General features: G+C 63.4%; 23 protein-coding genes, 1 pseudogene and 1 riboswitch. Of the genes and pseudogenes, 4 read left to right on the forward strand and 20 right to left on the reverse strand.

Going from position 1 to position 22548, the window contains the following annotated elements; genetic code table 11:
* Positions 1–83 precede the first annotated feature (83 nt).
* Both istB and istA read right to left on the reverse strand, forming a co-directional pair.
* Entirely contained in the window at positions 84–848 is a 765-nt protein-coding gene (istB, locus tag WIT60_RS13545) for an IS21-like element helper ATPase IstB (RefSeq protein ID WP_339582728.1), read from the reverse strand.
* Positions 849–865: 17 nt separating this feature from the next.
* Positions 866–2389 (reverse strand): IS21 family transposase, encoded by a 1524-nt coding sequence (gene istA, locus WIT60_RS13550; RefSeq protein WP_339582727.1) that lies wholly within the window; start codon positions 2387–2389, stop codon positions 866–868.
* Between the two features lie 240 nt (positions 2390–2629).
* On the opposite strand from istA, the pseudogene WIT60_RS13555 reads away from it, so the two are divergent.
* Positions 2630–3496, forward strand: a pseudogene (locus tag WIT60_RS13555) (sigma 54-interacting transcriptional regulator); the annotation flags it as partial.
* On the opposite strand, the gene WIT60_RS13560 reads toward WIT60_RS13555, so the two are convergent.
* Genes WIT60_RS13560 through WIT60_RS13580 form a run of 5 tightly spaced genes read right to left on the reverse strand, consistent with a single transcriptional unit; the run spans position 3488 to position 7635 of the window.
* The gene (locus WIT60_RS13560; RefSeq protein ID WP_339584421.1) at positions 3488–4099 is read right to left on the reverse strand and encodes a hypothetical protein; all 612 of its coding nucleotides are present in this window, start codon (positions 4097–4099) and stop codon (positions 3488–3490) included. The pseudogene WIT60_RS13555 and the gene WIT60_RS13560 sit on opposite strands and share 9 nt — an antisense overlap.
* Complete coding sequence (locus WIT60_RS13565) at positions 4096–4791, reverse strand: SCO family protein (RefSeq protein WP_339584422.1); 696 nt, start codon at positions 4789–4791, stop codon at positions 4096–4098. Before WIT60_RS13565 ends, WIT60_RS13560 begins: the two co-directional genes overlap by 4 nt.
* Positions 4788–5390 (reverse strand): c-type cytochrome, encoded by a 603-nt coding sequence (locus tag WIT60_RS13570; protein WP_339584423.1) that lies wholly within the window; start codon positions 5388–5390, stop codon positions 4788–4790. Before WIT60_RS13570 ends, WIT60_RS13565 begins: the two co-directional genes overlap by 4 nt.
* A complete protein-coding gene (locus WIT60_RS13575; protein WP_339584424.1) occupies positions 5387–5995 on the reverse strand; it encodes a cbb3-type cytochrome c oxidase subunit II in 609 nt (202 codons plus the stop codon). Before WIT60_RS13575 ends, WIT60_RS13570 begins: the two co-directional genes overlap by 4 nt.
* Positions 5992–7635: a cbb3-type cytochrome c oxidase subunit I gene (locus tag WIT60_RS13580; RefSeq protein WP_339584425.1), complete on the reverse strand. Its 1644-nt coding sequence runs from the start codon at positions 7633–7635 to the stop codon at positions 5992–5994. Before WIT60_RS13580 ends, WIT60_RS13575 begins: the two co-directional genes overlap by 4 nt.
* 245 nt (positions 7636–7880) lie before the next feature.
* On the opposite strand from WIT60_RS13580, the gene WIT60_RS13585 reads away from it, so the two are divergent.
* The gene (locus WIT60_RS13585; protein ID WP_339584426.1) at positions 7881–8216 is read left to right on the forward strand and encodes a YnfA family protein; all 336 of its coding nucleotides are present in this window, start codon (positions 7881–7883) and stop codon (positions 8214–8216) included.
* Positions 8217–8263: 47 nt separating this feature from the next.
* Positions 8264–9487, forward strand: coding sequence for a chromate efflux transporter (gene chrA, locus WIT60_RS13590; protein ID WP_339584427.1), 1224 nt, complete (start codon positions 8264–8266; stop codon positions 9485–9487).
* A gap of 11 nt (positions 9488–9498) precedes the next feature.
* Here chrA and WIT60_RS13595 read toward each other — a convergent pair whose 3' ends face one another.
* Positions 9499–10953 (reverse strand): SulP family inorganic anion transporter, encoded by a 1455-nt coding sequence (locus WIT60_RS13595; RefSeq protein WP_339584428.1) that lies wholly within the window; start codon positions 10951–10953, stop codon positions 9499–9501.
* A 106-nt stretch (positions 10954–11059) separates the two neighbouring features.
* A riboswitch (yybP-ykoY riboswitch) is annotated at positions 11060–11246 on the forward strand.
* A 2-nt stretch (positions 11247–11248) separates the two neighbouring features.
* Here WIT60_RS13595 and WIT60_RS13600 point away from each other — a divergent pair.
* On the forward strand, positions 11249–11827 hold the full coding sequence (locus WIT60_RS13600) for a TMEM165/GDT1 family protein (protein ID WP_339584429.1): 579 nt from the start codon (positions 11249–11251) through the stop codon (positions 11825–11827).
* Positions 11828–11837: 10 nt separating this feature from the next.
* Here the strand turns inward: WIT60_RS13600 and WIT60_RS13605 are convergent, their stop codons facing one another.
* The 12 genes from WIT60_RS13605 to WIT60_RS13660 all read right to left on the reverse strand — a co-directional run bounded on the left by WIT60_RS13605 (position 11838) and on the right by WIT60_RS13660 (position 22498).
* Positions 11838–14507 (reverse strand): sensor domain-containing protein, encoded by a 2670-nt coding sequence (locus tag WIT60_RS13605; RefSeq protein ID WP_339584430.1) that lies wholly within the window; start codon positions 14505–14507, stop codon positions 11838–11840.
* Positions 14508–14582: 75 nt separating this feature from the next.
* A complete protein-coding gene (locus WIT60_RS13610; RefSeq protein WP_339584431.1) occupies positions 14583–14885 on the reverse strand; it encodes a monooxygenase in 303 nt (100 codons plus the stop codon).
* Positions 14886–14931: 46 nt separating this feature from the next.
* Positions 14932–15168, reverse strand: a complete 237-nt coding sequence (locus WIT60_RS13615; RefSeq protein WP_339584432.1) for a thioredoxin family protein — start codon at positions 15166–15168, stop codon at positions 14932–14934.
* A 30-nt stretch (positions 15169–15198) separates the two neighbouring features.
* Positions 15199–16644, reverse strand: a complete 1446-nt coding sequence (locus WIT60_RS13620) for a permease (protein ID WP_339584433.1) — start codon at positions 16642–16644, stop codon at positions 15199–15201.
* Positions 16645–16707: 63 nt separating this feature from the next.
* Positions 16708–17439 (reverse strand): arsenical resistance protein ArsH, encoded by a 732-nt coding sequence (gene arsH / locus WIT60_RS13625; protein WP_445207704.1) that lies wholly within the window; start codon positions 17437–17439, stop codon positions 16708–16710.
* Positions 17432–17857, reverse strand: a complete 426-nt coding sequence (gene arsC / locus WIT60_RS13630; RefSeq protein ID WP_339584435.1) for an arsenate reductase (glutaredoxin) — start codon at positions 17855–17857, stop codon at positions 17432–17434. The genes arsH and arsC overlap by 8 nt, the downstream gene beginning before the upstream one ends.
* Complete coding sequence (gene arsB, locus WIT60_RS13635) at positions 17854–18885, reverse strand: ACR3 family arsenite efflux transporter (RefSeq protein ID WP_339584436.1); 1032 nt, start codon at positions 18883–18885, stop codon at positions 17854–17856. The genes arsC and arsB overlap by 4 nt, the downstream gene beginning before the upstream one ends.
* A 27-nt stretch (positions 18886–18912) precedes the next feature.
* Positions 18913–19416, reverse strand: a complete 504-nt coding sequence (locus tag WIT60_RS13640; protein ID WP_339584437.1) for an arsenate reductase ArsC — start codon at positions 19414–19416, stop codon at positions 18913–18915.
* A 16-nt stretch (positions 19417–19432) separates the two neighbouring features.
* Positions 19433–19927: an arsenate reductase ArsC gene (locus WIT60_RS13645; RefSeq protein WP_339584438.1), complete on the reverse strand. Its 495-nt coding sequence runs from the start codon at positions 19925–19927 to the stop codon at positions 19433–19435.
* A gap of 1 nt (position 19928) precedes the next feature.
* Complete coding sequence (gene arsA / locus WIT60_RS13650; RefSeq protein ID WP_339584439.1) at positions 19929–21722, reverse strand: arsenical pump-driving ATPase; 1794 nt, start codon at positions 21720–21722, stop codon at positions 19929–19931.
* Positions 21723–21740: 18 nt separating this feature from the next.
* Positions 21741–22097, reverse strand: a complete 357-nt coding sequence (gene arsD / locus WIT60_RS13655; protein WP_339584440.1) for an arsenite efflux transporter metallochaperone ArsD — start codon at positions 22095–22097, stop codon at positions 21741–21743.
* A 65-nt stretch (positions 22098–22162) separates the two neighbouring features.
* Positions 22163–22498 carry an ArsR/SmtB family transcription factor gene (locus WIT60_RS13660; RefSeq protein WP_320364308.1) on the reverse strand — a complete coding sequence of 112 codons (336 nt, stop codon included), beginning with the start codon at positions 22496–22498 and terminating at the stop codon, positions 22163–22165.
* Between the last annotated feature and the right edge of the window lie 50 nt (positions 22499–22548).

The raw sequence follows: 22548 nt of genomic DNA on the forward strand, positions 1-22548 counted from the left end.
GGCGAACGTGACCGACGATTCCGGCCCATCGTGACCGGTTGCACCGTGTGAGGTGTTGCGCGTTCAAATTGTAGGGGTGTCGGTCACGATGGGTCTGAGTCGGGCTCCTTTTTCGTGGGTTTGGGCTTTTGTCGCAGGGACTCACCGGTCAGAGTGAATCGGTGGTTTCGCTGCATCAGGCGATCAAGGATCGCGTCGGCAATCGTGGCGTCACCGACCCAGGCATGCCAGTGTTCAATGGGCAGCTGACTGGTGATGATGGTGGCCTTGCTGGCAGCTCGGTCGTCGATGATCTCCAGCAAGTCAGCGCGGGCCTGGTTGTCCAGCCCAGCCATGCCCCAGTCGTCCAGCAACAGGACATCGGTCTTGGCCAACTGGATGAGCCACTTGCCAAAGGTGCCATTGCCGTGACGGATGCGCAGCTCTTCGCTCAGACGTGGCACACGTTGGTAGAAGGCAGAGCGACCGCGGCGACAGGCGTGCTGGGCCAGCGCACAAGCCAGCCAGGATTTGCCAGCTCCGGTGGGGCCGGTGATCAGCACGCTGTGGCCGCTGTCGATCCAATCACCCAAGGCCAGGCTCATGACAGCCTTGCGATCCAGGCCGCGTCCAGCTCGTGTATCGATGTCCTCAATGGCGGCTTGGGGGTACTTCAGCTTGGCCTCTTTGAGCAGGCGTGCACGCCGCTTGTCGTGGCGCCAATGGAGCTCGCGCTCGACGATCAGAGCCATGCGTTCTTCAAAGCTGACAGCGCTCATGCCGGCCTGCGTCAGTTGCTCATCAAGGGCTGTGAGCATGCCCATCAGCCTGAGTTCACGCAGCTGGTTCAAAGTCGTGTTCATCATCATGGTGCAATCCTGTCTGTTCACTGGTAGTAACCGGGGCCACGAACGTGGGCATGGTGCGGGCTGGTCCAGTCGGTGGCGGTCGTGGCGGGCACCTGATCCCGGCCGTTTGCCAGAATGTCGCTGACGTGCCTGTACTTGACGGTGCCGAGCTCCAGGGCGATGAGGCAAGCGGCTTCCAGTCGGGGCTTGCCGTACTTCTTGGCCAGTGACAGCAGCCCCAGGCAGGCGCGGTAGCCATGCTCGGGATGGCGTCGCTCCTCCAGCAGACGCTGGACGGTGCTGGCACAGGCCACACCAATGGTGCCGCCCCAGTGAATCAGGCGTTCAGGGGTCCACTCCCGATGCGCGCGGTGCGCTGCCGACATGTGCTCCGCCACGGTGGTGAAGCCCCCCTTGTGGAGACAGCGCAGATGAGCGGCAACACGCTGACCACGGTGGACGATCTCCACGCCGCGCGTGGTGATGCGTGCCTCCAGGACCAGCCCGACCAAGGACTGCGGCACGCTGTAGCGATGCCCCTCGATCTCGACGTGGTGATCAATGTGCACGCGCACGGTCTTGTAGGTGGCGAATTCCCAGGGCTGCAGAGGCAAGGCTTGCAGTGCTGGCGCATCCAACTCTGCAAACGTGCTGACTCGGCTGCCAGGCAACCTCTGGAATGCCTTGTTGTTGAGTTGTTCCAGCAGCGGCGCGATGGCCTCGTTGACATCGTCCACGCTCGCAAAGCGTTGGTGGCGCAGTCGCATCAGGATCCAACGCTCGACAACTTGCACGGCAGACTCGACCTTGGCCTTGTCCTGCGGGTGATAGGGCCGCGCCGGTAGCATCGAGGTGCCGTAGTGGCGAGCGAAGTCCTCCACCGTCTCGTTGGCGCGAGGCTCATAGCGGTTGGGGTTGGCAATGAGGGCTTTGGGGTTGTCCGGCACGATGAGCTGGGGCACCCCACCGATGAATGTCAGGGCGCGGGCGCAGCCATCAAGCCAGTCGGCCATGGTCTCGCGCGGTGTGGCACACGCAAAGGTGTAGCTCGAAGCGCCCAGAGCGGCCACGAAGATGTGGGCACGGCTGCCGTCCACCAACTCGATCGTGGGACCTGCAAAGTCGATGAACAGCTTCTCGCCTGCGCGGTGGGTCTGGCGCATCGAGCGTTTGAGTGTCTTGGCGTAGCGGCGGTAGTTCTCGCAGAACTGCGAGTAGGAGTGCGTATGACCGTCCAGGTGCTGCTGGGTGTGCTCCTCCCACAGCAGCATGAGCGTCATGCCCTTGCGGCGCAGTTCTTTGTGAATCTGGGCGTAGTCGGGGTGCACGAAGTGCTGCGGCCGTGGCGGCGGTGCCAGCAGGCGATGCTGCAAAGCGGTCTCGTCCAGGGGCTGGATGGAGTGCCAATCCAGACCTGCGACCGAGGCCAAACCGACGTACTTGGTAACCACGCCTTTGGAGATGCCCAGGGCGGCGGCGATACGCTCGTGCGAGAGCCGAGCATCGAGTTTGAGACGCAGAACGTCCTTGATCTTGCGCATGTGAATCCTTGGTGCAGGCATGCCGGCTCCAGCAAAAAACTGGGCAGGCTAACTGCATTGGGTGAGACAACTTGCGCAACACCATCACGGTGGCATACGACGCCATGCTGGCATCGTGACCGGTGATTCCGGCATCGTGACCGAGATTCCGGTCAGGTGCAAAAATCGGTCACGTTCGACCAGAATGGCCGGTCACGATGAACCAGAATCGGCGGTCACGATCCGCCGGAATCAACGGTCACGTTGGACCGGAATACGCACTTGAACTGTGCGGCCCTGCCAGACACCTTGGTCGAGAGTGAGTTGTTTGGGCATGTACGTGGCGCGTTCACAGGCGCCGTCAGTGAGCGACAAGGCAAGTTCGAATTGGCGGATGGGGGAACCCTGTTTCTCGACGAGATCGGCGAGTTGTCTTTGGCCGTCCAGGCGAAGTTGCTGCGTGTGCTGCAAAGTGGCCAGCTGCAGCGACTGGGCTCCGACCGGGAGCATCACGTTGACGTGCGATTGATCGCTGCGACGAACCGTGACCTGGCCGCCGAGGTGCGTGCGGGGCGCATGCGGGCAGACATCTATCACCGGCTCAGCGTCTACCCCCTGGCAGTGCCGGCCTTGAGGGAGCGCGGGCGGGACATTCTCTTGCTCAGCGGCTTTTTCCTTGAGGAGAACCGCGTGCGTTTGCACTTGGGTGGGCTGCGACTCGATCAGGAAGCACAAGCCGCTTTGCTGGCTTATGACTGGCCTGGCAATGTGCGCGAGCTGGAACATCTGATCGGGCGCAGCGTGTTGCGCGCCTTGGGCCGCTACCCTACACGTCCGCGCATTCTGACCTTGACCGTCGAGGATCTCGGCTTGCGGGACGGAGGGTCTCATTCATCACATGCAACAAGCGAAGAAGCTCAGGCGGCGACGCCCAGCGTCAGCTCGTCCAATGCCGCCTCGCCCCAGGGCCTGAGGCAGGCGGTCGAGGCTTTCGAGCGCAATCTGGTGCAGACCACGTTGGCACAACATGCGCACAACTGGGCCAGTGCAGCGCGTGCATTGCAGATGGATCGGGCCAACCTGACGCGCTTGGCCAAGCGCTACGGGCTCTACGAAAAGAGGACGCACCGATCGACGTCGTCAATCTGAGCTGGCCACGCAGCCGGCGCGTTCGCGGTGGCAGGTTTGCCACCAAGCCACCACGCCCAGCAAGAGGGCGAGCAGCACCAGGCCGATCCCGGTGTGGCGCTGGTCATTGATCAGATAGTTGACGCACAGACGGGACGGGGTATCCAGATACAACATGCCCGCGGTTGCGCTCATCCAGGCAAGGTTGCCGATGAAGAACCACAGGACTTCCGGGGCCATTCGCTGCCAGCTGTGGCACAACAGCCCTCCGACCGCCCACCAGCTGACATACTTCATCGTTGCCATCTCCGGGGACATGAGGGTGGCGTCCAGCGCCAGGGGGAGCATCCAGAAGATGGACACGCAAGTGGCTGCCGTGGCCCCCACCCACCCCTGCGGGTCGAGTTGGTTCAGTACCTTGTTGATGCCGGCGCCCGAAGCATGCCGGCGCAGCGATTGCAGGGCGGCCCAGCCCGAGGCCAGGAGCATGGGAAATTCCAGCAGCATGTGCAGGGACATGCGACTCTCGATCAGGTGTCGCACAGTGGGCCAGCACAGGCACAGTGGCGCGATGACGACCAGCGCTTTGCCCGTACGTGGCGCCCACAGCCATGCCCTGCTCACAACGGCGCTCCCGCCGGCCGGCCAGCCCAACGGTAGGCCGCATCCAGGGCTTGTCGCCACTGGCCGGGCTCGTACAAGCCACGCAGGCGTCCTTGTGCGTCCAGCACATGGATGGCACCGTTGTGCACGAAGCCATCCTCGCCATCGGGTATCACCACCACCCCCAGAGACCGCAGCAAGGCATTGGCATCGGCCTGCGAAGCAGGGACGCCCAGTTGCCACCAGCGTGGCTCCGCATGCATCTGTGCCGCGAACTGCTTGAGCGCGTGCACATCATCTCGACTCACATCGAAAGACATGGAGACCAATCGAACCCGCTTTGCTTCAGGGGCGGCGGACTCCCTCAAGGCGGTCTGTATCTGTTGGAATTCGCTTCCCAAAGCACGGCAGACCGTGGGGCAGCGCGTGTAAATGAAGTCCACCAGATAGACCTGACCGCCGGCGTCTGCACGTGTGGGTGACCACAGCCAGGATGGCGAAGGCCCCCTGACGCTCACAGCCTGAGCCTGTAAGGATCCCTCGACGATCTGTTCTTGTCGCCAGTCATCGAAGGTCCAGATGGTCAGCCCGTGCGTCAGGCGCCACACGCCATAGGTGAACAGCGTCAGCAAGACCACGCAGAGCATGCCACTGAAGCGTCGGCCACGTTCTGTGGCGGCAGCGCTGTCAGCTGGGCGTGCACAGAGGCTCATGGTGCCAGTTTCAGCTGATGCAGTTCGGCGTCGCCGCGATAGGACTCGGCACGCGTGGTCGTGGCTTTGCGCACACGTGCCACGAGGTCAATGCTGATCGGGGCGGCATGGTTGCCCCAACTCTTGCGAATGTGGGTCAAAACGGCAGACAGCTCGGCATCAGACAGTTGGGCCGCGAAACCGGGCATGACGCCTGCATAGACTTGACCCTTGACCGTCAGCTGGCCGTTGATGCCATGCAGCACGGCTGCCGCAAGGGTCTGGCTGTCACCCTGGACCCATTCCGAACCTGCCAAAGGTGGAAACACGCCCGGCAGGCCCGCACCGGTCGCCTGATGACACGCGGCGCATCGGGCGCTGAAGATGGCGCTGCCATCAACGCTTCCTGCGCTGTCGCCAGACGGTCCCTGGAGCTCCTCAGCCGTGCGGCCGTCGCCCCATTCTGGCGGTGCGCTGATGGTGGTGCGCCACAGGTACACGATGCCGAACAACATCAGCGCGATCACCAAGCCTGCGACATACCCGGGCAAGGCGCCGTTGTGTTCGTGGGGTTCCTCATGTTCGCGCTGTTGCGGTGAAGACGGTGGAAGGTGATTCATGGCCGGCCTCCCTGCTGGGACATCTCAGGCGATACGGGGTAGCTGCGATCAAGCGATTGCAGATAGCGCACGAGGTCCATCGCCTCAGGGCGAGCCACCACTACCTTGCCGAGGGCGTTCTGTCCGGGAGGGAGTTGTACCTGGACTTCGTCGGCAGTGACCTGATCGCTGGATTTGAGTTCAAACAAGAAGGGGTAGCTGGGCATGATGCTGCCTGGTACATAGGCGCGGGGTTGATACAGGTGCCCCAGATGCCACTGCTCGCTGGGTTGACGAACGCCGATGTTCATCAGATCCGGGCCGGTTCGCATGGTGCCCAGCAGGTGAGGGCGGTCGTAGGCGTAATCCGCTGCGACCGTGGCGCGGCCCCAACCCCGAGCCAGATCGGGCCCAAAGCCCTTTGCGCGTGGCTGCTGGGTATGGCAATAGACGCATCCATTGGCGATGTAGACCGCTCTGCCGCGCAACTGAGCACTGGTGTAGGGCTTGAGCCCCTCGGCGGGAGCGGTGTCTCGCACCTGAAGGTAGGGGACGACCACCAAGGCGCTGGTCGACAGGCTGAGCATGACCATGGCGCCAGTCAGCAGCTTGAACTCGCTTCTCATTGCACGCCTCCCTTTTGCCATTGCACAGAGAGAACGGCTGCACCCTGTCGCTGGGGGCCGCGTTGCAGCACCAGGGACATGAAATGCCATGCAAACACCAGATGGCTGAGCACCATGAGTCCACCGCCGACGCTGCGGCCGCGCAGATATGGCAAGGTGATGGCCACGGACGACATGAACGATTGCTTGGCGTCCAGCATGGCCGACCCTTGTAGCCACCCGCCCACCGTCAGACTGACGAAGTAGATGCCAATGCCGATGAAGGCCAGCCAGAAATGCACCGAGATCAGCCGTGGATACGGCCACTCTCGCGCGGTGATGCGCGGCAGCACGAAATACATGGCGCCGAAGAAGACGAAGCTGACAAAGCCATACAAGCCCAAGTGCGCATGGCCCACGGTGTAGTGGGTGAAGTGCGTCACGGCGTTCATGCTGCGCAAGGCTTCAAATGAACCCTGGATCGAGCTGACCGTGTACATCAGCCCGCCCACGCCAATGAAGCGCAAGGTAGGCGAGTACCGCAAGGCCCTCAGGTTTCCTTGCAGCGTCTGGTACTGGTTGACTGTGAAGGCGAGCACAGGAATGATCATCATCATGCTCTGAACGATCGACAGGGTGACCATCCATTGCGGGACTGGGCCGCCAATCAGATGGTGTCCACCGACCTGGCCGTAGAAAAACGCCAGCCCCCAAAAGCCCAGCAAAGACAAGTTGTAGGACTGGATCGGACGGCCGATCACTTTGGGCAAGAAGTAGTAGACCGATGCCAGCGCCAGGGGCGTGTAGAACAAGCCCAGCACGTTATGGCCGAACCACCAGTTCACCGCGGCTTGCTGTACTCCTTGGTGCAGCCCAGGGATCTTGGCGACGATGAACAAGACCGGCAGCCAGAACAGTGCACAGGCCATGTACCAGACCGACACATACAGGTGCTCTACGCGTCGGTTGACCAAGGTGTAAATCAAGGGCATGGCCATCAATGCCCCGCCTGCGGCGAAGAGCAAGTCGATCTGCCATGGAATCTCCAGCCATTCCATGCCGTCACTGATGCCCACCGCCACGCTGCCCAATCCAGTGATCAATGCGGCGTTCCACAGCACGGCTCCCAGCATGGCATAGCGCGCTCCCATGAGAGGGCGCTTCAACAAGCGCGGAATGACGAACATCGCGATGCCCAGGCCGGCCATCGGGGCCCATCCATACGCCACGGCATTCAGATGCAGGGTGCGGATGCGCCCGAACGTCAGCCACGCTTGCTGCACCAGCCAATCTGGCTCATGTAATTTCACCGAGGCGGTCAAGCCTGCTGCCGAGGCAACGAGCAACCAAACCACGGCGCAGCAAAAGAGAAAGAGCACCAGGGGCGCTGTGGAGGCGTCCGCCTGTGCACGATCAAGCAGCGACTGCGCGTCGGCCTGCGTACCGCTTCGCACCCCTGCCTCCATCGCAGACTGCAATTGCCCCTGCTGTTGCCGCGATACAGCCGGCTCTTCGATGTGACCGATCTCACCTGGCGCAAAGATGATTTCTGCCCCACTGGCACGACGGTCAAACAAGCCTTGACTTTGCGACCAGATGAAAACCAATAGCGCAACAAACGACAGCACAAACGCTGACAGAAGTATGAAAGCCGTATCCACAGCAGAGAGCCCCCAGAGCCAATATCAAAACAAATGAACCACGCTGCTTCAGCGCAATACACATGCCAATGCGTTTTTGATATGAATCAACAACTTGCGTTGCAAAGAGTCGATTTGACTGGCATGGAATTCAAGTCAGGGTGACCCAAGATGTGTCGAAATGACCTGGTTTTGAGCTCTGGTATCGTCGCGGGTCTGTATTCGCTTGGAGGTGTAAGCCTCATCAGCCATTTCCCTCAAGTCTCATGGAACTCCTGCGCCTGACCCTGTTGTTCGCCTTGACGGCACTGGCCGAGATCGTCGGCTGCTACTTGCCGTGGCTGGTCGTCAAGGAGGGGCGTAGCCTGTGGCTGTTGGCGCCGGCGGCGGTGTCGCTTGGCTTGTTCGCCTGGCTGTTGACGCTTCATCCCAGCGCGGCAGGGCGAACCTATGCGGCGTATGGCGGCATGTACATCGCCGTGGCCTTGCTGTGGTTGCACTGGGTCGATGGCGTTGCGCTGACGCGTTGGGATGCCTTGGGGGCGGGCCTGGCCTTGATGGGCATGGCTGTGATCGCGCTGCAGCCCCAGTCGGGCGGCTGACGAACTGTCACCTGAGGGCGCTACCATGCGCCGATCTGTGAGGCACCATGTCCCATCCACTTGATTCCCAGCCGGGCGCCATGACGCGTCGACAGGGCTCGGCACTTGAAGTTTTTTTCGCTTTTCTCAAACTGGGCCTGACCTCGTTTGGCGGCCCGGTGGCACACCTGGGCTACTTCCGCGACGAGTTCGTTGTACGCCGTCAGTGGCTGGACGAGAAGGGCTACTCTGACCTGGTGGCCTTGTGCCAGTTCCTGCCTGGCCCTGCCAGCAGCCAGGTGGGCATGGCGCTGGGCCTGCGGCGTGCGGGTTGGTGGGGCGCGCTGGCTGCCTGGGTCGGTTTCACCGTACCCTCGGCCTTGGCCCTGATCCTGTTCGCATTTGGCGTGCTCAGCGGGGCCGGTTGGGAAGCATCGGGTGTGGTGCACGGCTTGAAGGTCATGGCCGTGGCCGTGGTGGCCCAGGCCGTGTGGGGCATGTCCAAATCCTTGTGCCCCGACCGCTTGCGTGCGGGCGTGGCCATTGGTGCGGCCTTGATGGTGTGGCTGCTGCCATCACCGTTCATCCAGATCCTGGTCCTGGTGCTGGGCGGTTTGATCGGGTGGCGGGTGCTGGCACTTCCGCATCTTCCGGCGGCACAGCATCAGGATGGCGGGGTGAGCCGCACCACCGGGGCGGTCTTGTTGACCCTGTGTGGATTGCTGTTGCTCGCCTTGCCAGCCGTGGCGGCGTGGTCAGATTCCTACCTGTGGTCGGCGTTGGCGAGTTTCTACCAGGCGGGCTCGCTGGTGTTCGGCGGTGGTCACGTGGTCTTGCCCATGCTGCAGGCCAGTGTCGTGCCGGCCGGTTGGGTGGGCAACGATGTCTTCTTGGCAGGCTATGGTGCTGCGCAGGCCGTGCCCGGGCCCTTGTTCAGTTTTGCGGCGTTTCTGGGGGCGGTCATGCCCTCGCCGCTAGGGGGCTGGCTCGGCGGGCTGGCCTTGTTGGCCGCCATCTTCGTGCCATCGTTTTTGCTGGTGGCCGGCGCCTTGCCTTACTGGGAAAGCCTGCGCCAGCGCGATGGCATCCAGCGGGCGATGGCGGGCGTCAATGCTGCCGTGGTCGGGATCTTGGGCGCGGCGCTGTACGACCCGGTGTGGACCAGCGCCATCCATTCCTCCGCCGATGTGGCATTGGCGCTGACGGCGTATGGCCTGCTGGTGTTCGGGAGGGTGTCGCCGGTGGTGGTTGTGGCTCTGTCGGTGCTGGTGGGTGGTGTGTGGTTCGGCTGAGGCCGAGCAGATCAATCCCGCGTCACTGCCGCTACGCCAGCCCGCCTGAGCAGCTGCCGGCATCGCGCTGACAGGTGTACCACCTTCAACTGCTTGCCAGCTTTGGCATAGCGTTCACGCAAGGTCTTGAGGGCGGCAATGGCCGAGTAGTCGACAAAGCTCAGGTGGGCGCAGTCCAGCGTCACCTTGGGCGGGTCGTTGGCCGCGTCAAACTGCTGCAGGAAGGGCGTGACCGAGGCGAAGAACAAGGTTCCGCGCACACGGTACAGCTTGCTGCCATCGGGCTCGATGTGGCTGTCGGCGTACAGTGCCCGGCCTTGCACCCACGCGAAGTTCAGGGCGGCCAGCACGATGCCGCATAGCACCGCGGTGGCCAGGTCCGTCAGCACCGTGATCGCGGTCACGGCCACGATCATCAGCACGTCGTTCAGGGGCACCTTGTTGATCACCCGCAGCGAGGCCCAGGCAAAGGTCTGCTGGGCCACCACAAACATCACCCCTACCAAGGCCGCCAGGGGGATCTGCTCGATCAGCGGCGAGAGCAGCAGCACGAACAGCAAGATCATCACGCCCGCCACCACGCCAGACAGGCGCCCGCGCCCGCCCGAGCTGAGGTTGATCACGGTTTGCCCGATCATGGCGCAGCCGCCCATGCCCCCAAACAGACCTGATGCGATGTTGGCAGCGCCCAGGGCCACGCACTCGCGGTCGGGATAGCCTCGGCTTTCGGTGATCTCGTCGGTCAGGTTCAGCGTCAGCAAGGTTTCCAGCAGCCCCACCAGGGCCATCAGCACGGCATAGGGCGCGATGATGCGCAGCGTCTCCAGGTTCCAGGGTACCTCGGGCCAGTGGAACACCGGCAGGCTGCCAGCAATGTGGGCCATGTCGCCCAGAGTGCGGGTGGGCAGTTGCAACGCCGACACGAGCACCCCCACACCAACGATGGCCACCAGGGCAGGAGGCACGGCACGGGTCAGGCGCGGCAGCAGGTAGACGATGGCCATGGTCAGGGCCACCAGGCCGATCATCCACAGCAGCGGGGCGTCGCTGAGCCAGGCCCCGTCGTGCTTGAAATGCTCCAGCTGGGCCAGGGCGATGACGATGGCCAGGCCGTTGACGAATCCGAGCATCACCGGGTGGGGCACCATGCGCACCAGCTTGCCCAGCCTGAACAGGCCAAACAGGGCCATGATCAGACCCGACAGCAGCACGGTGGCCAGCAGGTACTGCACCCCGTGCTGCACCACCAGCGCCACGATGACGACGGCCATGGAGCCTGCCGCACCGGAGATCATGCCCGGGCGGCCGCCAAACAGGGCCGTGATCGTGCAGATGATGAAGGCACCATACAGGCCCATCAAGGGGTGCATGTGCGCGACCAGCGCGAAGGCGATGCACTCGGGCGCCAGGGCAAAGGCCGTGGTGATGCCGGCCAGGACATCGGCTCGCAGGGACGAAAGTTTCATAGGGGCGTGAGGGGGGGGCGGTCGCGGGCGGCGCAGTGGCCGCAAGGGCGCGATGTTACCGGATGACATCATTGCGTCGTCGAGGGCCACGCGGGCTGCTATGATGGCGCCCGTCATTGGGGAGTAGCCTCTCTTTGGTTCGAGCAGATCCCAAAGAGGCTTGCGTCAACACACTTGTCCCGCAGGACATGGCGCAAGCGGTTTGCAAGCTTGGCAAGACCTTTGACCACCACGCCTCCCTTCAGGCCGGAGATGCGTTGTGGTCAATCGTCTCTGATCCGGCCTTGGAGCATGTGTGGACTCTCTTCTCGTCTCGACCGGCGTGGTCGCCCTGGCTGAAATCGGCGACAAAACGCAGCTGCTCGCGTTCATCCTCGCGGCGCGGTTCAAGAAACCCCTTCCCATCATTGCTGGCATCCTCGCCGCCACCATCGTCAACCATGGTCTGGCGGGGGCGCTGGGTGCCTGGATCACGGCCACGCTCACGCCCGAAGTGCTGCGCTGGGTGCTGGGCGCCTCCTTCATCGGCATGGCCATCTGGACGATGATTCCCGACAAGATCGAAGAGGAAGAAACGCACATCGCGCAGCGCCTGGGCGTGTTCGGTGCCACCCTGGTGACCTTCTTCCTGGCCGAGATGGGAGACAAGACCCAGTTCGCGACGGTGGCCATGGCGGCGCACTACGCCGCGCCGGTGATGGTCGTGATCGGCACGACGCTGGGCATGCTGATTGCCGACGTGCCCGCCGTGTTTGCGGGCGACAAGCTTGCCAACAAGATCCCGATGAAGCTGGTGCATACCATCGCCGCAGGCATCTTTGCGGTGTTGGGCGTGGCCACCTTGCTGGGCGCGGGCGCCCGTTTCGGGCTGTGAGCCGCAGGCCTCAGCGCGCTGTGTATTGCCCCAGCCAGGTCTCGAACTGATTCACTGGCATGGGGCGGGCATACAGATAGCCCTGGGCTTCATTGCATTGGTGGGTGGCCAGCCAATGAGCCTGCTCGGGCGTTTCCACCCCTTCGGCGATCACGGACAGGCCCAGGCTGTGGGCCATGGAGATGATGGCCTGCGCGATCGAGGCGCTGTTGCCATCGGTGTTCAGATCACGCACAAAGCTTTGGTCGATCTTGAGCTTGTGGATCTTGAAGCGTTTGAGGTAAGAGAACGACGAGTAGCCCGTACCGAAATCGTCAATCGACAACTGAACCCCCAAGTCGTGAAGCTGGCGGATCGTGCGGATGGCGCGCTCCGGGTTGTCGGCCATCACGCTTTCAGTGATTTCGATTTCCAGGAAGCGCGGTGCGAGGTTGGCGACTGTAAGGGCGTGCTGCACCGATTGGGCGAAGTCATCTTGCCGGAACTGAACCGTGGAGACGTTGATGGCCACCACCAGTTCCTGCAGGCCTGCGAGTTGCCAGGCCCGGCATTGACGGGTGGCGGCGTACAGCACCCAGTCGCCAATGGGGACGATCAGACCGCTGTCTTCGGCGACAGGGATGAACTCGGCTGGCGGCATCAGGCCCGTTTCCGGGTGCTGCCAGCGAACGAGGGCTTCGCAGCCGACGACTTTGCCACTGGTGAACGAGACCTGGGGCTGGAAGTGCAGCAGCAGTTCGCCTTGCCGCAAGGCCTTGCGCAGGTCGTTTTCCAGCCGCAAGGTCTTGCTCACGCGCTGGTGCATGTCGGCAGTATGGAAGCGGAAGGTGTTGCCGCCGTCGCTTTTGGCGCGGTACATCGCCATGTCGCTGGCTTGCAAGAGGGTGTCGATCTCATGACCATCGGCAGGGTAGACGGCAATGCCAATCGAGGGGGTGACCACCAATTGCTGGCCGGACACCTGGAAGGGCTCGGCAAAGCACTTCAGCAGCTTCTGGGCCACGTGGGCGGCGTCGGCGGCATCCACCTCGGGCAGCAGCAAGGTGAACTCGTCGCCGCCTTGGCGTGACACCGTGTCCTGGTGCCGGACGGTCTGGGTCAGACGATGCGCCACCTCGACCAACAAGGCGTCGGCGGCCGTGGGGCCGAGCGAGTCGTTGATGATCTTGAAGCGGTCCAAGTCCATGAACAGAACAGCCAGCGGTTCCTGATTGCGCTGTGCGTGGGCCAAAGCCAGGCCCAGACGGTCTCTCAGCACCGACTGGTTGGGCAGGTTGGTCAGGGTGTCATGCTGACTGATGTGCCGGATCTTTTCTTCATTGGCCTTGCGTTCGCTGATGTCGCTGAAGATGGCGTAGTAGTGACGCACGCTGCCGTCTGGTGCGTGGTCGACGTTGATGGTGAGCCACTCGATGTAGACCTCACCGCCTTTGCGTCGGTTCCAGATTTCTCCCTGCCAGCGCCCGGTTTGTTCGATCTGCTGCCACATCTGCCGGTAAAAGTCGGTGTCATGGCGACCTGAACTGAGAAACGAGGGCTGCTGCCCGATCGCTTCTTCGGCGGTGTAGCCAGTGATGTCGGTGAACGTGCGGTTGACGGATTCGATGCGTTGATCGGGTCCGCAGATCACGATGCCTTCCAGGCTGTTCATGAACACGCCAGCGTGCAGATCGAGCGCCGCCTCGCGTTGCTTGAGCGCGCTCAGGTCGGTGTGGGTGCCGATCACGCGAACGGCATCGCCTTGCTCGTTGCGTTCGACCACCTTGCCACGGTCCAGGATCCAGATGTAGCTGCCATCCTTGCACCGGACGCGGTGTTCGTTGCTGTACTGTGCATGTGGGGTGCTCAGGAGCTTCTCGACGTCAGCCTGAACCGCAGGCAGGTCGTCTGGGTGGACGCGTGACGACCACTCCGACAGTGCATTGCCGATCTCGCTGTCTTCGTGGCCCAGCATGGTCTTCCAGCGTGTGGAGAAGAACACCGTGTTGTCCGGCACGTTCCAGTCCCACAGCCCGATTTCGCTGCCATCAATGGCAAAGCGCCAGCGCTCCTCCGCGGCTTGCAGGCGCAACTCGTCTTGTTTGGACTGGCTGATGTCGCGCCAGTTGCCCACAAGTTCGGTCTTGCCGGTCATGGGATTGCGATTGATGGTGGCGCGGTCTTCGATCCAGCGATACTGCCCGTCGCTGTGAAGCCAGCGGTACTGGAGATTGAGCTCGGTGCCGTCGTCGGCAGCACGGCGCAGGTGTTCTCGCACACGTGCCTGGTCATCTGGGTGCAAGCGTTCGGCGGCCGTGGCGGGGTGCTGGAAAAAATGCGTGGCACTGAACCCTGTCAGGCGCTCGATGTTCGCGCTGAGGTAGGACAGCCGCAATCTGGGGTGCGCATCTTGCTTTTCAAACACATAGATGACCGCGGGGCTGACATCCACAAAGTGCTCGAGCCGGGCGCGTGTTTGACGCAACTCCGCCTGTAATTCTTCCTGACGACGCTCCTCCCTGCGGATCAGCCAGTACAGCAGGCCAGCGGTGAGGGTGACAAACAGTTCACCCTTGAGGGTTTGAATGTCCGTTGACCACCATGTCGGGATGGGCAGCAGGTGCGCGAAAGAGTCAGACAGCCAGATCCAGGCGCTGGCCAGCAGCAAGTAGATCAAACTGATGCGTAATGCTGCCGACATGTTCAATTGGGGCTGTCCGGGTGGTGAGAGGGTGTCAAGCGGGTGGAAGTTGAGGTGCCTGGCTGACAGGCACGTTCACAATGGGGCACGGTCGATCCGTGAGAGGGCATCGTTCACGGCAAAGATCTTGCCATTGACCTGCGGCACACCGAAACCCTTCAGACGCTGGGTGTGCATCGCCAGATAGGCTTCGGCACTGGGCTGGTCTTGAAAGAGGTAGATGCCACCGGCCTCCTGGGTCGCCTGGTTCTCGGTCCAGATTTTCCAGATCAGACCTGGTTCCTCGGCGATGGATTGGGCCAGACCGGACATGGCTGCAGCCATCTCTTCGCCCCAGGGGCCTTCGTAAGGGAAGTCAACTTGCAGCAGGTAGGGCATATCGGTACGTTGTGGAAGACTCAGGACAGTCCAATGATGCCGTGAGTCAGGCCGTCAACCACTTCTGGATGTCGGCCAGACTGGGAATACGGCCGCTGCTGACGACTTTGTTATTGATGACCAGCGCAGGCGTCGACATGACGTTGAAGGACAAGATGTCGTTCATGTCTGTCACTTTGACGAACTCGGCCTCGACGCCTGCCTGTGCTGCGGCTTCACGCGCCACGGCTTCAAGCTTCTTGCAATTGGCACAGCCAGATCCCAGGATTTTGACCGTCAGCATGGCGATTCCTTGTGTTTGGAGAGGTCTCAGTCAGTTGGCCGGTGGCGCGGACGGATGCAGACGCACCCAAGCACGGGTGAGCAGCAACACGGCGAGGAAGAGTCCGCTGGCCAGGCCCGCGGCGGTCCAGCGCGCACCATCAACCCAGGTGCCAAAGGTCAGGCCAGCGCACACGCTGAACAGGGCCACCAGGCCCACATAGGCAGCCGTCTTGCGGCGACCAATCACGGCCGCCACCATCAACATGCTTTGCAGACTGAGTTCGGGGTCGGCCATCAGGTAGGCGAGCAGGGGGCCAGGGTGCATGCCCAGGTCCAGGAACATGCGGGCCACGGGCACCTCCACCAGGGTGGGGAAATACATGAAGACGCCGAACCCGACGGCGACGGCGTTGGCGAGGACGGTGTTGCTGCCTGCCAGGGCCTCGATCCATTCGGGGCGGATGACCTCGCGCACCATGCCGACGATGAACACCCCGACGACCAGCAACAGGAAGATCTGCTTGACGAAGCGCCAGGCCTCCCACAGCCAGCTTCGCCAGTCGTCGGCTGGCAACTGGCGCGCAAAGTGCCAAGTGGCGCCCATCGCCAGCGCCACACCAATGATCCGCCCGGTGAGGCCCACCATCAGGCCTTCAGGGGTGGGCTTGAGTTGAAGCGATGCCACCAGCAAGGTGAGGGCCGCCAAACCCAGCGCCGTCCACGTCCAGCGGTTGGCGCCTTCGATGATGTCTTCCAGGCCCCGCCAGGCGGTGGCGCTGATCAGCAGCAGCAAGCCGATCAGGAGGGAGCCCTGCAAGCTCACCCCTTCTTCGCCCTTGCTGGCATCAAACGGCAGCCAATTGAACAAGGTGGTCTGCCAGGCTTGTGCCCCAGAAACGGGCAGCTCAATGCTGGCGAACGTGGCTGTGAGCGGCCACAGCTTGAGGGTGCCCGCAATCAGCAGCGCCACCAAGGACAGCAGCACGCCCAGTGCCGCCGGGGCAATGGTGGCCTGGTCGGCGAACAGCGTGTCGGTTTCGCTGTCGTGCTGGGCATCGTCTTGCCAGAAGATCTGCGCCATCAGCAGGCCGATGCCAATGCCAAAGAGCAGGCACAGCACCAGACGGGCCAGCGCGAATTCCACGCCCAGGATGCTGCCGGTGTAGGCCAGCGCCATGATGTTGCCCGCCGGCGCGAAGAACAGGAAGGTGACCGCCGGGCCGATGCCAGCGCCTTTGCGGTAGATGCCGGCGAACAGCGGCACGATGGTGCAGGAACAGACTGCAATCAGAGAGCCCGCCAGGGCCGCAGCAGGGTAGGAGACATGGGCGGGGGCATGCCGCCCCAGCCAGCGTGTGATGCTGGCTTTCGGGATGAGCGCGGCCATGGCGCCGGCGATGAAGAAGGCTGGCAGCAGGCACAGCAACACGTGGGCCGCCAAGTAGGACGCCAGGCTTCCGGCGCCGCCGTGCAGCAGTGTCAGCAGCAGTTCCATGTGTCACCCTCAACGGGGAGCATCGAAGTTTTCATTCTAGTCCTCGGTGCCTCCCAGGGGCGTTCAGATCGAGCGCAGGTTCACCCGTTTCATCAGGGCTTCGGCGCTCTCCTTGCGCTCGCTGTAGCGATCCACCAGATAAGGGCTGATGTCGCGCGTGAGCAGGGTGAACTTGAGCAGTTCCTCCATCACATCCACCACCCGGTCGTGGTAGCTGGAGGGCTTCATGCGATCGTTGTCATCGAACTCCATGAAGGCCTTGGCCACCGAGGACTGGTTGGGGATCGTGATCATGCGCATCCAGCGGCCCAGCACCCGCATCTGGTTGACGGCGTTGAAGGACTGCGAGCCGCCGCAGACCTGCATCACGGCAAGCGTCTTGCCTTGGGTGGGCCGTACAGCGCCTACGCTCAGGGGGATCCAGTCGATCTGCGCCTTCATGATGCCCGTCATGGCCCCGTGGCGCTCGGGGGAGCACCAGACCATGCCTTCGCACCACTGGGTCAACTCGCGCAGTTCGGCCACCTTGGGGTGCGACTCGGGGGCGTCATCGGGCAGCGGCAGGCCGCTGGGGTTGAAGATCTTGACCTCGGCCCCCATCGCCCGCAGCAGGCGTGCCGCCTCTTCGGTCAGCAGGCGGCTGAAGGAGCGCTCACGCAGCGAGCCATAGAGCATCAGGATGCGCGGGGCGTGCGTGGTAGGCTGGGCAGGACGCAGCAGCGCCGGGTCGGGCACACGGAAGTGTTCGGCCGCGACCTGGGGCAGCTCGGGCAGGGCGGCAGACGGCTCAGACACGGCGCTGCCCTTGTGCATCGATCACGACTTCGCCGTCCTCCTTGCTGAAAGCGCCTTGCTGAGGTTGGTGCAGGATGTCGAGCACCTTCTCCGACGGGCGGCACAGGGCCGTGCCCTTGGGCGTGACCACGATGGGGCGGTTGATCAGGATGGGGTGGGCCACCATGAAGTCCAGCAACTCGTCGTCCGTCCATTTGGGGTCGGCTAGGCCAAGCTCGTCATACAGGTCGCCCTTGGCGCGCAGCACCTCGCGCACGCTCAGGCCGCAGTCGGCGATCAGCTTCACCAGTTGATCGCGGCTGGGCGGGGTCTCCAGATACAGGATCACCTGCGGTTCGATGCCGGCATTGCGGATCAGGGCCAGGGTGTTGCGGGAGGTGCCGCACTTGGGGTTGTGATAAATGATGGTGTCGCTCATGCTGCGCATTGTCCTTGTTCGTACCAGCCCTTGCTGCGATTGACCATGGCCACCAGTGACAACATCACCGGCACTTCTACCAGCACACCCACCACGGTGGCCAGCGCGGCGCCCGAGTTCAGGCCGAACAGCGAGATGGCCACGGCCACGGCCAGCTCGAAGAAGTTGGACGTGCCGATCAGGCAGGCGGGGCCGCCCACGTTGTGCGGCAGCTTCATCCAGCGTGCGGCCAGGTAGCTGATGGCGAAGATGCCGTAGGTCTGCAGGGTGAGCGGAATGGCGATCAGCAAGATCACGCCCGGCTTGGCCACGATGGTGCCGGCCTGGAAACCGAACAGCAGCACCACGGTGGCGATCAGGCCCACGATGGACCAGGGCTTGAGCTTGGCTGTGAAGTCGGCCACGGCATGGCTGGAGCGGCGCGCCAGCACATGGCGGGTGGCCATGCCGGCGATCAAGGGCAGCACCACGTACAGCACGGTGGACAGCACCAGTGTTTCCCAAGGCACGGTCACGTTGGTGACGCCCAGCAGGAAAGCGGCAATGGGCGCAAAGGCCACCACCATGATCAGGTCGTTCACCGACACCTGCACCAGCGTGTAGTTGGCATCGCCCTTGACCAGTTGGCTCCACACGAACACCATGGCGGTGCAGGGGGCCACGCCCAGCAGGATCATGCCGGCGATGTACTCGCTGGCCGATTGCGGATCAACCCAAGGCGCAAAGACGTACTGGAAGAACAGCACGCCCAGGGCTGCCATCGTGAAGGGCTTGACCAGCCAGTTGATCACCAAGGTCAGGATCAGACCTTGCGGCTTCTTGCCCACGTCTTTGACGGCGCCCCAGTCGATCTGGATCATCATCGGATAAATCATCACCCAGATGAACACGGCCACGACCAGGTTGACCTGGGCGTATTCCAGCGCAGCGATCGCCTGGAAGGCATCGGGGCTCAAGAGGCCCAGGCCCACACCCGCGAGGATGCCCAGGGCCACCCACACGGTCAGATAACGTTCAAACAGTCCCATTTTGGAAAACTCCGTGTTGTGTGTGGTTCAGCTGCGCGCGATGTCGTCGAGCGCGGCCTGCAAGGCGTCGCGGCTCATCGCATCGAGCGGCAGGGACAGCAGTTGCAGCATCTTGTAGCCAATGGCCTGGCGGGTCAGCTCGAAGGCACGGCGCTTGCCCTCGTCGCCGCCTTCGGCATTGGATGGATCGGGGTAGCCCCAGTGCACCTTGACCGGGTGGCCGTTGCCGCCGAAGAACACCGGGCAGGTTTCGGCCGCGGCGCTGTCGCACACGGTGATGACGATGGACAGCGGGGGCGCGTCGGGCGTGGTGAACTCGTCCCAGCTCTTGCTGCGGTAGGCCGAGGTGTCGATGCCGGCGCGGTTCAGGGCTTCGATGGCGAAGGGGTTGAGGCGACCGCTGGGCGCGCTGCCGGCGCTGTGCGCCTTCACATCCTTGCCGAGCTGGGCGGCGAGGTGGTTGAGCATGCCCTCGGACAGCACGCTGCGTGCCGAGTTGTGGGTGCAAAGGATCAGGACGTGGGTGGTCATGGTGGGCTCGGGAGCGTCAGAGTTTGCCGATGGCCTGCAGGTCGGCCTGGATGGAAAGCGAAGCCAGCTTCTCAGGGGGCAGTGACAGCATCAAGTCGATGCGACGCTTGAGGATCTGGGCGACTTCCTCGAAAGCGTGTTGTTGCTGCGCCGGGGTGCCGGTGACCGCTGCGGGGTCGTACACGCCCCAGTGGGCCGTGACGGGCTGACCGGGCCACACGGGGCAGACTTCGCCAGCGGCGTTGTCGCACACGGTGAACACGAAGTCGAGCGGCGGGGCATCGGGGCCGGCGAACTCGTTCCAGCTCTTGCTGCGCAGACCTTCGTGTGGCAGGTTCAGGTGGGTCAACACCTGCAGGGCCAAGGGGTGCACCTGGCCTTTGGGGTGGCTGCCAGCAGACCAAGCGGTGAAGCGATGGGGTGCCAGACCGTTGAGCAGGCTCTCGGCCATGATGGAGCGGGCGGAGTTGCCCGTGCACACGAAGAGCACGTTGTGGATCTTGTCAGCCATGTCAGGCTCCAGAAGGGGTGAGGTCAGGAAGAGGGGAAAGCTCGGACAAGGCCAGCAGGCGCTGCACGCCCACCGGCTCTTGCTGTTGCAGGGGCACGATGGCGTGGCGCTTCGCGTGTTGGGTGCGAATCAGGTCGATCTCGCGCAGCTCGTGGCAGGCGCGCTGCTGGAGCAGGGCCGATTGCGGCTGGGTGGCGGCCACGCAGTTGTTGACGACCCAGGCCCAGGGCTCGATGCCGGCGCGGCGCAGGTCGGCCTGCAGGTTGGCGGCTTCCAGCACCGGGGTGGTTTCCGCCAGGGTCACGATCAGCACCTTGGTCTGCTTCGGGTCCTGCAGCTGCATCATCGGCGTGGTGAAGTGCACGTTCGTGTCGCCCATCTGGCGCACGATGTCACGGTGGTAGGAGCCGGTGGCGTCCAGCAGCAACAAGGTGTGCCCGGTGGGCGCGGTGTCCATCACCACGAACTTCTTGCCAGCCTCGCGGATGATGCGCGAGAAGGCCTGGAAGACGGCGATTTCCTCGGTGCAGGGCGAGCGCAGGTCTTCTTCCAGCATGGCGCGCCCTTGCGCGTCCAGCTTGGCGCCCTTGGTGGCCAGCACCTGCTGGCGATAGCGCTCGGTGACCTCGTGCGGGTCGATCCGGCTCACGGTCAGGTTGTCCAAGCTGCCTTGCAGGGTTTCGGTCAGGTGCGCAGCCGGGTCGGAGGTGGTCAGGTGTACGGGCAGACCACGGTGGGCCAGCTCGACCGCCACGGCAGCCGCCAGCGTGGTTTTGCCCACACCGCCTTTGCCCATCAGCATGATCAGGCCGTGTCCGTCCTGGGCGATGTCGTCCACCAGGGATGACAGGCGCGCAGCCTGGTCGACTTCTGGCAGGACCACGGACGCGGTGTCGACGGGGGCGGGGGATGCGTCGGACAGCAGGTGTTTCAGGGCGTCTAGCCCCACCAGGTTGAAGGGCTGGAGCGCGACGTCATCGCGTGGCAAGTCGCGCAACGATGGGGGCAGATCGGCCAGTGCCGCGGCTTCTCGCGCCTGGATCGCGGCGGCCAGCGCATCCTGCTCGCCTTCGCGGGCGGGCATCAGGCCATTGATGACCAGATGCTGTCGCGTCAGACCGACGGCGGCCAGTTCGTCATGCGTGCGGGCCGCTTCGCGCAAGGCGCCGCCTTGGGCACGGGCCACCAGCACCAGTCGCGTCCGGCTGGGATCAGCCAGGGCCTCGACCGCCGCCTTGTACAGCGTGCGCTGTTTCTCCAATCCGGCCAGCGGGCCCAGGCACGAGGCGTCCCCTTTGCCGGCTTCCAGAAAACCGCTCCAGGCCCCCGGCAGTTGCAGCAGGCGGATGGTGTGGCCGGTGGGGGCCGTGTCAAACACGATGTGATCGAAGTCCTGGGTCAGGGGCGACTCGACCAGCAGGCCGGTGAACTCGTCAAACGCAGCGATTTCGGTGGTGCAGGCACCTGAGAGTTGTTCTTCGATGCTTTTCACCACGGGCTCCGGCAGCACGCCGCGCACCGGCCCCACGATGCGGTCGCGGTAGAGCTGCGCTGCGGCCTGCGGGTCGATCTCCAGCGCCGACAGCCCCGCCACGGCGGGCAGGGCGGTGATGTGATTGCCGATCTGGACGCCGAACACCTGCCCGATGTTGGACGCTGGGTCGGTGCTCACCAGCAACACACGGCGCCCGGCCTCGGCCAAGCGCACGGCCGTGGCGCAGGCCAGCGAGGTTTTGCCCACGCCCCCCTTGCCCGTGAAGAAGAGAAAGCGCGGCGGCTGATCCAGAAACTGCATGGCGTGCTCCGGCCTCGCTCAGCAGCAACGGCTGCCTGCGCAGCATCCGCCTGTCGTCGGCGCGGCGTTGGTCGTGATGCCGGCCCAGCGGGCCAGGTCGTCGCGCGAAGGGTAGCGGCCGGCCAGGGCAATCTGGCCATCGACCAGGGTCAGCGGCAGGCCTTCCTGCCCCGACAGCTCCAGGAAGTTCTTGACGGCCAGCGTCTCGGCAAAGGCCAGCGGCTGCTGGGCCAGGTTGAAACGTTCGATCTGGGCGCCGTTCTGGCGTGCCCAGTCGATGTCGGCCGCGAAGGTCACGAGCGCCTGATCGACCTCGACCCCGCACACACCGGAGCTGCAGCACAGGGCCGGGTCAAACACTTGAATCGACTTCATTTTCAAACTCCTTGAATTATCAAAATGATGGGCAAAATGACGAACTTCACTGAGGAGGGAATCTGTCAGCACGACTTGCAGATCGCCTGCGGATCGACCGGTAGGCACAACTCGGTTTGCCCTGCGCAGCACTCTTCCGTCAGGTAGGCGATCAACTCCGACATCAACGTGAGGTTGGCGCGGTAGCGCTGAAAGCGCCCCTCCTGGGTGGCCGTGACCAGACCGGCGTGGGTCAACGCCTTCAGGTGAAACGACAGGTTGGTGGGGGGCACCTCCAGCGTGGTGGCGATGTCCCCGGCGACCATGCCTTCCTGGCCCATGCGGACCAGCAAGCGGAACACATCCAGGCGGACCCCGGAGGAGAGTGACTCGAAGACAGTGATGGCGGTGCGTTGTTCCATATGCCAACTATACAAATATTATTGAAACGTTGCAAGATATCGATCCTAAT

Source organism: Aquabacterium sp. G14, from assembly GCF_037482285.1.
In the GTDB taxonomy this organism is placed as follows: domain Bacteria; phylum Pseudomonadota; class Gammaproteobacteria; order Burkholderiales; family Burkholderiaceae_C; genus Aquabacterium.

Bases quoted from the DNA above. Each gene is read 5' to 3' on its own strand.
- WIT60_RS13620 (WP_339584433.1), bottom strand. From the start codon at position 16,644: ATGGAACTGCTGCTGACACTGCTGCACGGCGGCGCCGGAAGCCTGGCG.
- istB (WP_339582728.1), bottom strand. From the start codon at position 848: ATGATGATGAACACGACTTTGAACCAGCTGCGTGAACTCAGGCTGATG.
- WIT60_RS13565 (WP_339584422.1), bottom strand. From the start codon at position 4,791: ATGAGCCTCTGTGCACGCCCAGCTGACAGCGCTGCCGCCACAGAACGT.
- WIT60_RS13610 (WP_339584431.1), bottom strand. From the start codon at position 14,885: ATGCCCTACCTGCTGCAAGTTGACTTCCCTTACGAAGGCCCCTGGGGC.
- WIT60_RS13570 (WP_339584423.1), bottom strand. From the start codon at position 5,390: ATGAATCACCTTCCACCGTCTTCACCGCAACAGCGCGAACATGAGGAA.
- arsC (WP_339584435.1), bottom strand. From the start codon at position 17,857: ATGAGCGACACCATCATTTATCACAACCCCAAGTGCGGCACCTCCCGC.
- WIT60_RS13585 (WP_339584426.1), top strand. From the start codon at position 7,881: ATGGAACTCCTGCGCCTGACCCTGTTGTTCGCCTTGACGGCACTGGCC.
- arsB (WP_339584436.1), bottom strand. From the start codon at position 18,885: ATGGGACTGTTTGAACGTTATCTGACCGTGTGGGTGGCCCTGGGCATC.
- arsA (WP_339584439.1), bottom strand. From the start codon at position 21,722: ATGCAGTTTCTGGATCAGCCGCCGCGCTTTCTCTTCTTCACGGGCAAG.
- WIT60_RS13595 (WP_339584428.1), bottom strand. From the start codon at position 10,953: ATGAAACTTTCGTCCCTGCGAGCCGATGTCCTGGCCGGCATCACCACG.
- arsD (WP_339584440.1), bottom strand. From the start codon at position 22,097: ATGAAGTCGATTCAAGTGTTTGACCCGGCCCTGTGCTGCAGCTCCGGT.
- WIT60_RS13575 (WP_339584424.1), bottom strand. From the start codon at position 5,995: ATGAGAAGCGAGTTCAAGCTGCTGACTGGCGCCATGGTCATGCTCAGC.
- WIT60_RS13660 (WP_320364308.1), bottom strand. From the start codon at position 22,498: ATGGAACAACGCACCGCCATCACTGTCTTCGAGTCACTCTCCTCCGGG.
- WIT60_RS13615 (WP_339584432.1), bottom strand. From the start codon at position 15,168: ATGCTGACGGTCAAAATCCTGGGATCTGGCTGTGCCAATTGCAAGAAG.
- WIT60_RS13645 (WP_339584438.1), bottom strand. From the start codon at position 19,927: ATGGCTGACAAGATCCACAACGTGCTCTTCGTGTGCACGGGCAACTCC.
- WIT60_RS13640 (WP_339584437.1), bottom strand. From the start codon at position 19,416: ATGACCACCCACGTCCTGATCCTTTGCACCCACAACTCGGCACGCAGC.
- chrA (WP_339584427.1), top strand. From the start codon at position 8,264: ATGTCCCATCCACTTGATTCCCAGCCGGGCGCCATGACGCGTCGACAG.
- WIT60_RS13605 (WP_339584430.1), bottom strand. From the start codon at position 14,507: ATGTCGGCAGCATTACGCATCAGTTTGATCTACTTGCTGCTGGCCAGC.
- istA (WP_339582727.1), bottom strand. From the start codon at position 2,389: ATGCCTGCACCAAGGATTCACATGCGCAAGATCAAGGACGTTCTGCGT.